This is a genomic window from Allobosea sp. P1_A7 (genome assembly GCF_056406775.1).
In genome coordinates, this window is the sequence record NZ_JBFTZN010000290.1 from 1 (window position 1) to 7,356 (window position 7,356).

The following is a 7,356-nucleotide window of genomic DNA, read 5'->3' on the forward strand; positions in this document are numbered from 1 at the left end:
AATAAAATTCCTTGCGGAGAGCTGCGACTGGAATGACTTTATGTATCTTCCAAAATAATAGACTGCATAAGGCGGACCACTCCGGCCCCGGGACTTTATGCTAAACCCATGCGGGAGACCACTATCCAATTCGATTTCCTGTCCAAATGCTTCGATTCGCGGAAGGCTGAATCTACTAAAAACCGACTAGATTGCGAGCGCTCCGCTCGCCTTCAAACGCCCAGAGCTTGATCCGCAGGTTTTACTCACCGGAGCGAAACGCGCTGGATCGAAGTCGCAATACTTCGACTGCAAGTGGCCCGCCGACGACGCCTGCTACGCCAGCATCGATTTCCCCGAAGCGGATGAACTCACGATCGAAGTAGACTGAAGCCTCAGCGTCGGCGCGATGGTCTCGATGAAGCGCCGACGCTTCCTTTCGAGGAGGGAGGCAGGAAAACGCGCATCGTGCAGGGCGTCTCAAGCGCTGCGCCGCCGATGAGAGCCGCTAGGCTACGGCACCCGCTCTGCGGAATCCTTTGGCCTCGAGGTCGGCTTCGAGGTCGTTCAACGCGTTATCGGGTACTGCCAGAACGAAGAGATTTCGAGCCCGGGTCAGCGCGACGTATCCGATGCGGCCGAGTTCGCTCTGCGTACCGTCGAGAAGCGCTCGAATGTGTTCCTTGCGGGCCACGTACATAACTGCCTCAAGGGATTCACCTTTCACCTTATGGACAGTCGAAACACGGAACCGATGAGCCTTCGGTTCTGCGAGGCTTTCAGCTTCAACCAACGGGCGATCATCCAAAGCCCGCTTGGCAAGCCGTGCGCCAAGGTTATCTGCCAGTCCGAGGCCGTAGGTCGTCGACAGCCGGTTCAGGAATTCCCTGATTCGTCTCAGCAGCAATGGGTGCCACTCGGAATTCGCCAGGAGATGCCCACACGGCAATCCGTCATCTGGATTCCGAGCAAACGACCAAATCTCGCGCTTCATCGCAAGGAACTCACTGGTCAAAGTGCCGCGCGTCAGCCGCGACGTCAAATCAGAGTGACGCGGGTCCAGCAGTCCAGAGATTCCAATGCAGGTGCTCCGAAAGGCCTTATCGAAGCGTCGCTGCCGATCGCGGTATACAACGGCCTCCGTAAAGGCCCGAACGGTTCCCTGCCCCTGCGTCTCGCCTCCACCGCCCCAATCATCGGCCCAGTCCGCAGAACGACAGAGCACGATGCCTTGGTCCTCGGCAATTTTGGCTGCGGCGAGCATGTTCCCGAATACCGCAAGAGCGGCCGCCTTCTCTGTCTTCTTGTAGGGGAAGTAAAATGCGCCATGCAGCGAGCGAGGCGCACCGCGATCGGGCTTGTCCTCGCGACCACAGAGGGTGTTGGCGATCTCAAGGATGGCCGGCACCGAGCGGTAGTTGATTTTGAGGTCGCGCGCAGTCACGCCGGGGGACCGGCCGTACTCGGCGAGGAACCGACCGTTTGCCCCGGAAAACTCATAGATTCCCTGGTTGGCATCCCCGATCAGGGAGAGAACGGATCCCGCTTTGACCAAAATCTGCAAGATGGCTTCGTGCATTGGTCCGATATCCTGCGCCTCGTCGATGAGAATCTGCGGATACCGACGCGCCAACGCGCGAAGAACGAACGGTTGCGCTTTTAGCGTTCTGATCACCCAATAGCGCGCGATCTCATGGGTGTACGCGCCCACCTTGCCTAGCTTCTCCATCGCTGAGATCGCCCGAGCGCGATCTACCAGTGTAAAATTGCGACCCAAGCCAAATTCAAACTTCCGATCTTTTGTGCGTATCTGAAGGTCGGCGATCGGATTGGACCGTTCGCCGTCGAACACCGTGAAGCTTTTGAGGAAGGGCTCCCGTCCCTCTACGAGGAAGGGCGTTCGGTCACAGCCCATCTCACGGTGGCCATGTGGCCGGAGAATATTGCCGGTGATGAATCCATCGACGGTATCGATTTCGACCATCATGGATCGCCGGCGTCCTGCTTGGGAACGACCGAGGTCGAGATAGTCCCTTTTGAAGGTGTCGACGGCGACATTGGAAAAGGACAGCAGCGCAACCATGCCCCGATCGTCGTCCAAACGCGCGCGCATCTCCGCGAGGCGATGTACCGCGGTCTTGGTTTTACCGCTTCCCGCACAGGCAGTTACAGAGAGAGCCTCGAGTGGTAGCTCGACAATCGCCCGTTGCTGCTCTGAAAGCTCGATCACGGCTGGCACGCGTGCTCGATGGCGCGCCGGATATAGCCCGGGACGACGAACTCCATGCCTTCATCTTGGATGCATGCAGCGAGCGCCTGGGCGAATTTTCCCTTCTGAACGTTGTCCTCGTCGCGTTCGAACATCCCGCGGAACAGTGCCTTGGCCTTCGCTYGATCGCCGATGGCAGCGTCGACGGAAGCGGTAAGGTTTTTGGCGATGATCGGATGGATGGTGCCCAGAGCCTTTAGCATTGCATCGCGGTTTGCTCCCACCAGCGCCAAGTCGTACTCGAACGTTTTCTGCCCGTGGAAGACCTTCACAAAGTCATCGTCCAGGGCCTTCATGGCGGCAGTGTTGTCGGAAACGACGATTGCCTCGGCGGCGGCCGGATAGTGCGCCACGTCCTTCCCATCCGCGCCTTTCACTTTCTGGGGGTCCGCGTCAGTGATCACCGAGACCGGAATCTTGATGCCCGTCTTTCCGAAGAGCGGCAGGAAGGAATCGAAGTTCAGCCCTTCGACGCTGATGAGGCTGACGCCGTAATCGCGCAGGTCGAACTTCGCGCACTGGGCCAGAACACTGACCATGATCAGCTCGGCGGCCCCCTCGACGAAGACAACGCGGCGGGCGAAGAACAGCTCGGCTCGAGTGACGTCGAGATAGCGCTTCAGTTTCTCACGCTTGCCTTTGCCAAACATGATCGTTCGAGGATGGAAGGTCTCGACTCCGGTACTGGTGTCCACCAGGCACACGATCGAATCCAGATCCGCGATGCTCGCGAAATTCGGCGAATGGCTGGTGACGAAGATCTGAACAGGCCTCTCGCCCTCCTTGCTCTGCAAGGCCGAAAGGTATCGAAGCAGTACTGCTTGGAGTTGCGGGTGCAGATGGGCTTCGGGCTCCTCGACGATCAGGCCGCGGAAAGCGGCGTCGGCATTCTTGGCAAGCTCGCTCAGAACCACGGCCATGAAAATCAAGTTGTTGTAGCCTAGGCCGTTGCGTTCGATCTCGAACGTGTCCACCAAGAGCGAAAGGCGAGCGGCGAGCTTGCCGAAGTCGTTTCCGGTGAGCTCGACACTGAGCGCCTGAGCAAGCTGCGCACCCAGCATAGTGGCGTGACGCCCGGAGATCGCTTTCTGCGTGGCCTCGATCGGCTTGAGCAGCTTGAGAGCAAGGTCGAGCTTTTTGAGCTCTTCCACAATTTGTGCCTTGCCGACATCATCCGACAGCAAGTGCAGAAGCCGGGAGAGCTGGCTATTGCGGCTGGGGCGCAACCCGAGTTCTGCGTCCCTCAAGGGCTGAAGATAGACGCTTCGGAGGTTGTCGAGCATGCCTGAGGTCATGCCAACCTCGTCGTGATCGCCGCACCATTTCCGCGATCGCAACCGACCCGCCTTGTCGGCATCGCTGTAGGTGACGCCGATCTTCGCCTCAACCTTACCGTCCCCTCCAACCCTAAGGGCGTGCAGAAAGTCGGCCTCGTCGTCGGCATTCAGCTCCTTGAAGACGTACTCGAACGCAATATCGCCAGCGCCAGCTTCGCCCTTTGGCAGATGCCGATCATCGACCGTGAATCTTGGATAGGGATCATCGGCTCCAGCAAGCAATGCCCGAAGAGCGTCGACCACCGCTGTCTTGCCGATATTGTTTGGGCCTACGACGACGTTCAGGCCTGGGCTAAATTGGAGCGTTGCGCTCTTAAGGCGACGGAAATTGGTGATGGTCAGCGAGGCTAGGTAGATTTGCTTCCCCTATATTCTTGGACATCAGCGCCAGATTTGAGTCGCGACGTATTGGAAGCGACCTGCCGAGGCAACGCAATAGCTTGCCTGCCCTGTGACCTTGCGGCTCACGGCCCACGATCAATTTCGTGGGTGATTGGCGCACCTCAAGCTTGCCAGATCACGCAAGGCTTCATTCGCCCAGCTCCTTCTTCACGAACGCTTCGAACCGATCCTTCCAAGCCGGGTTCCATCGCGAGAGAGCCGGTCGGTTCTCGGTCATGTCCTCGGCTCCCCAGCGGATGCGAGCCGCATCGAGTTCGGGCGTGACCATCCCGTCGGGACAGATCACGTAGAAGTCGCCAGCCTCGACCGCCCCGATCATTCGCTCAACGACCTGATCGGCCGTCCATGTACCCGCGGGCCGCTTGCCGTCGGGGGCATTGGTCAAGCCCGTATAGGTCCAGCCGGGAACCAACAGGTGTGCGCTCACGGGCTTGCCGGTTTCGAGAAGACCGTGAGCGAGTTGCTCGGTCAGCGTTTTCACGCCCGCCTTCGAAACCGCGTAGGCCGGGAACCCCGGCGGATTGGTGATGCCCTGCTTCGATCCGGTGTTGATGATCGCCGCGCGACTACCTTGTTCAAGCATCGCCGGGGTGAAGGCATGCACGCCATTGACGACGCCCCAAAAGTTCACCTCAAGGATTCGACGCCAGGCGTCGAGACCATTCCAATTGTCGCTGCCCTCGCCACCGATAGCGGCGTTGTTCATGAGCACATTGACCTCCCCGAAGGCTCGGAAGGCCGCGTCCCGGAGACGCTCGACGTCCGCGAACTGACCCACATCCCCGGCGATGGTCTTCGTCTCTGCCGCCAGTGAACCGGCTACCTCGGCCAACCCGGCTGCATTCCTGTCGAACAGGACGATGCGCATGCCGATCCCAGAGAATCGCTCGGCAGCGGCGCGGCCGATGCCGCTGGCAGCCCCGGTAATGACAGCCACCTTTCCAGGAGCGAATGGGGTTTCCGATGCCATCTGATTTCTCTCCATGTCTCGGGACCTCTCGTCATTACCGGTATGGACCAGGGGATGGCGCGCACATCTGCGCGATGATGCGCCATGGCAACCCGGATGCCGTCTGGCCGCTCGTCGCGATCCGCACGTGATCCTGAACGTACCGACCGCTGAGGAACTTACTGAGATCGCCCTGAGGCTCTATTTTTCGGCCTGGGGTATGCTCGCCGACATTTCGAATGAGTTCGAGAACCTCGGGTGGCGGGCCCTTTCGGATTGCGCGGAACCTCGGCTTTCCAGACGCGTTTCCCAAAAAGACTACCCATGACCCCTGACTTGGCCCGCAGCGGGAGGACGTCGCGGGCTCTTTTTTGTTCCTCTATTATCATTTGATGGAACAGCAAGAGGGATCTTCTGTTTTGATCTGTGTGCTGAGCCCGTAGACCCTCGGGCGCTGCCCTCGCCGGGGAGCAGGCGGATGGACCGTTCCGAAGTCTCGGAGACGTGGATTTACTACGTCGTAATCCCGATCGGGGATAGCCAGTTCCTATCTCGACTTCATGTAATGGATAGCTGGCTGAGCGAGTGGGAAATCCCTTACGAGGTCCTTTCTTCATTTGATTATTCCGCCCTACTGATCCGGTTTCCAACCGAACTCTTCGCGCATGCGTTCATCGCTGCGGACGATGCAGGAGGCGCGAGTTTTCCTACCAGCCAACAATAAACGCCATCCGTCACGGTTTCTCAGGGAAGGAGAGCCAGCAGAGCCAGCAACTTCACCAACTCCGCCTGACGCCGGGTACTGGTCTTGGCGAAGACCGAGGCCAGTTGCGAGCGAATGGTAGTTCGGCTGACGTTGCAGCTTCGGGCGACATCGGCGGGCTGATCGCCGCGCGCCAATTGAAGCGCAATTCGGGTCTCGGCCAAGGTGAGCCCGAACATGCGCTGAAGCATGTAAGGATTGGGTTGCAGGTGAGCCTCAAGATCGACCAGCATCACCACGCTGATACCGGGTGTAACAGCATCTGCGGGCTGAGCCTGGTTTAATATGAACGGCGCATCGTCCTTGTTCCCGATGACGATCCAGCTCATCGACCCGAGGGCCGGTCGGTTCGGCGCCCGCGCGATCAATCGCTTGAACGCGCCCATGAGTTCCGTGAGACTCTGAACCGAGCCCGTCTCGCCGCCGAGGATCAATCTGGCCGTGGGATTTGCCTCGATGATGTGCCGGTGATCCTCTATGGCGAGGTAACCACAACCGAGGCGGTCGAGCATGCTCAAGGGCACAACGCCGTGACCCCTGTGGTGCGATGTTGCGCCCTCCTGTTGATCGAGTGCTGCTGCGCTCCAGGTTTCAGCCTTCCTTGTGATCATCGATTTAGCCCAGCCTCGTATTGTCTGTGGCAGCCCCCAATTTTCCGACGCTCTGCGAGATAAAACTCATGCGACGCCCCCCTGTTCCCTTGTTCGGTTTCCATTGCGAGCGCCGCCACGCCGTCATTAAACCGTTATAGACGCCCGCAAAATTCGGGAGTGAGCAATATGTTCCCTCGGCCCGCGTGCGTCGCTGGGGTTTGCCCATTTTCCCTCCGGTGCTAGCATTTGCGGAATCACGCCCGCCCCCGGGGGCGGGGGACTGAACGGGCGGGTTTGCAGGTGCRGTCACCGAGGCGCCCTTCGAGGGCTCCTGCGCGTCCTGGCTTCGTTCGGGACTGGACATTACGCGCATCCTTGCTCAGACGACGAGGGCGGGCAGGCAGCGACGACAGAGGCTTGGCAATGTGATGAGTGCATTCCCGGCTGAAGGCTCCCGAGTGTGGAAATACGAGATCCTCATCCCCATCGGTGGGCCAGGTTTTCTATCTCGCCTTGACGAAATTGATGCGTGGCTCACTGAAGGGGATGTCGCCCATCAGGTGAAGATTATTGTTGGCTCCGGAATCGTGATCCGTTTCACAGACGAGGACTTCGCCCGGGCTTTTGCTGAGGCTTTTGCCTTGGACCCGCGCAAGCTTCGCGATGTGACGCAATCGACGGACGCGTGCCGCTGCTCTCCTGACCTGGAAGATCACTGAACGGGGTGATGCTTCGCGTGAACGGCGGCGGCTTTGRCGAGAACCACCTCCAAAGCGGCCAAGACATCGGGACCTGTCAGAAGTTCAAGTGTGGCCTCTGTATCTGTTTCGAGGAAAACCRCCGCGCCCTCACCGGCGTCGCCACTGATGATCATCTGCTTCTTCGTCACGGTGAAATTGAAGTTTTCCGACAGCATCGTTTTGCGATGTCCTCACTTTCCGCTTCGATCATGCAGCGTCATGCTGCTGCGTTGGGTCTAACCGGCCACGGCCAGCACATATTTTCCACTTCACAGCCGACCTCGTGGGCGACATGTGAGAGATATTGGGCCCGCGCCTCTGCCG

The 7,356-nt window shown here is 59.2% G+C and carries 7 protein-coding genes; 2 read left to right on the top strand and 5 right to left on the bottom strand.

Annotated features, from left to right (window positions below; genetic code table 11):
• Positions 1–487: 487 nt before the first annotated feature.
• The 3 genes from AC1D34_RS31355 to AC1D34_RS31365 form a co-directional block, all read right to left on the bottom strand.
• On the bottom strand, positions 488–2,218 hold the full coding sequence (locus AC1D34_RS31355) for a UvrD-helicase domain-containing protein (RefSeq protein ID WP_476826333.1): 1,731 nt from the start codon (positions 2,216–2,218) through the stop codon (positions 488–490).
• Positions 2,206–3,942 carry an ATP-dependent nuclease gene (locus AC1D34_RS31360; protein WP_476826339.1) on the bottom strand — a complete coding sequence of 579 codons (1,737 nt, stop codon included), beginning with the start codon at positions 3,940–3,942 and terminating at the stop codon, positions 2,206–2,208. The genes AC1D34_RS31355 and AC1D34_RS31360 overlap by 13 nt, the downstream gene beginning before the upstream one ends.
• A gap of 172 nt (positions 3,943–4,114) precedes the next feature.
• The gene (locus AC1D34_RS31365) at positions 4,115–4,957 is read right to left on the bottom strand and encodes an SDR family NAD(P)-dependent oxidoreductase (protein WP_476826334.1); all 843 of its coding nucleotides are present in this window, start codon (positions 4,955–4,957) and stop codon (positions 4,115–4,117) included.
• Positions 4,958–5,414: 457 nt separating this feature from the next.
• On the opposite strand from AC1D34_RS31365, the gene AC1D34_RS31370 reads away from it, so the two are divergent.
• Positions 5,415–5,660, top strand: a complete 246-nt coding sequence (locus AC1D34_RS31370) for a hypothetical protein (protein ID WP_476826335.1) — start codon at positions 5,415–5,417, stop codon at positions 5,658–5,660.
• A gap of 20 nt (positions 5,661–5,680) precedes the next feature.
• Here AC1D34_RS31370 and AC1D34_RS31375 read toward each other — a convergent pair whose 3' ends face one another.
• Positions 5,681–6,310, bottom strand: a complete 630-nt coding sequence (locus tag AC1D34_RS31375; protein WP_476826336.1) for a helix-turn-helix transcriptional regulator — start codon at positions 6,308–6,310, stop codon at positions 5,681–5,683.
• A 410-nt stretch (positions 6,311–6,720) separates the two neighbouring features.
• Between AC1D34_RS31375 and AC1D34_RS31380 the strand changes: the two genes are divergently transcribed.
• Positions 6,721–7,011, top strand: coding sequence for a hypothetical protein (locus tag AC1D34_RS31380; protein ID WP_476826337.1), 291 nt, complete (start codon positions 6,721–6,723; stop codon positions 7,009–7,011).
• Here the strand turns inward: AC1D34_RS31380 and AC1D34_RS31385 are convergent.
• Positions 7,005–7,208, bottom strand: coding sequence for a hypothetical protein (locus AC1D34_RS31385; RefSeq protein ID WP_476826338.1), 204 nt, complete (start codon positions 7,206–7,208; stop codon positions 7,005–7,007). The genes AC1D34_RS31380 and AC1D34_RS31385 overlap by 7 nt on opposite strands.
• Positions 7,209–7,356 lie beyond the last annotated feature (148 nt).

Excerpts from the sequence above, each read along its gene's own strand:
- AC1D34_RS31365 (WP_476826334.1), bottom strand. The coding sequence starts at position 4,957 with ATGGCATCGGAAACCCCATTCGCTCCTGGAAAGGTGGCTGTCATTACC.
- AC1D34_RS31370 (WP_476826335.1), top strand. The coding sequence starts at position 5,415 with ATGGACCGTTCCGAAGTCTCGGAGACGTGGATTTACTACGTCGTAATC.
- AC1D34_RS31375 (WP_476826336.1), bottom strand. The coding sequence starts at position 6,310 with ATGATCACAAGGAAGGCTGAAACCTGGAGCGCAGCAGCACTCGATCAA.
- AC1D34_RS31380 (WP_476826337.1), top strand. The coding sequence starts at position 6,721 with ATGAGTGCATTCCCGGCTGAAGGCTCCCGAGTGTGGAAATACGAGATC.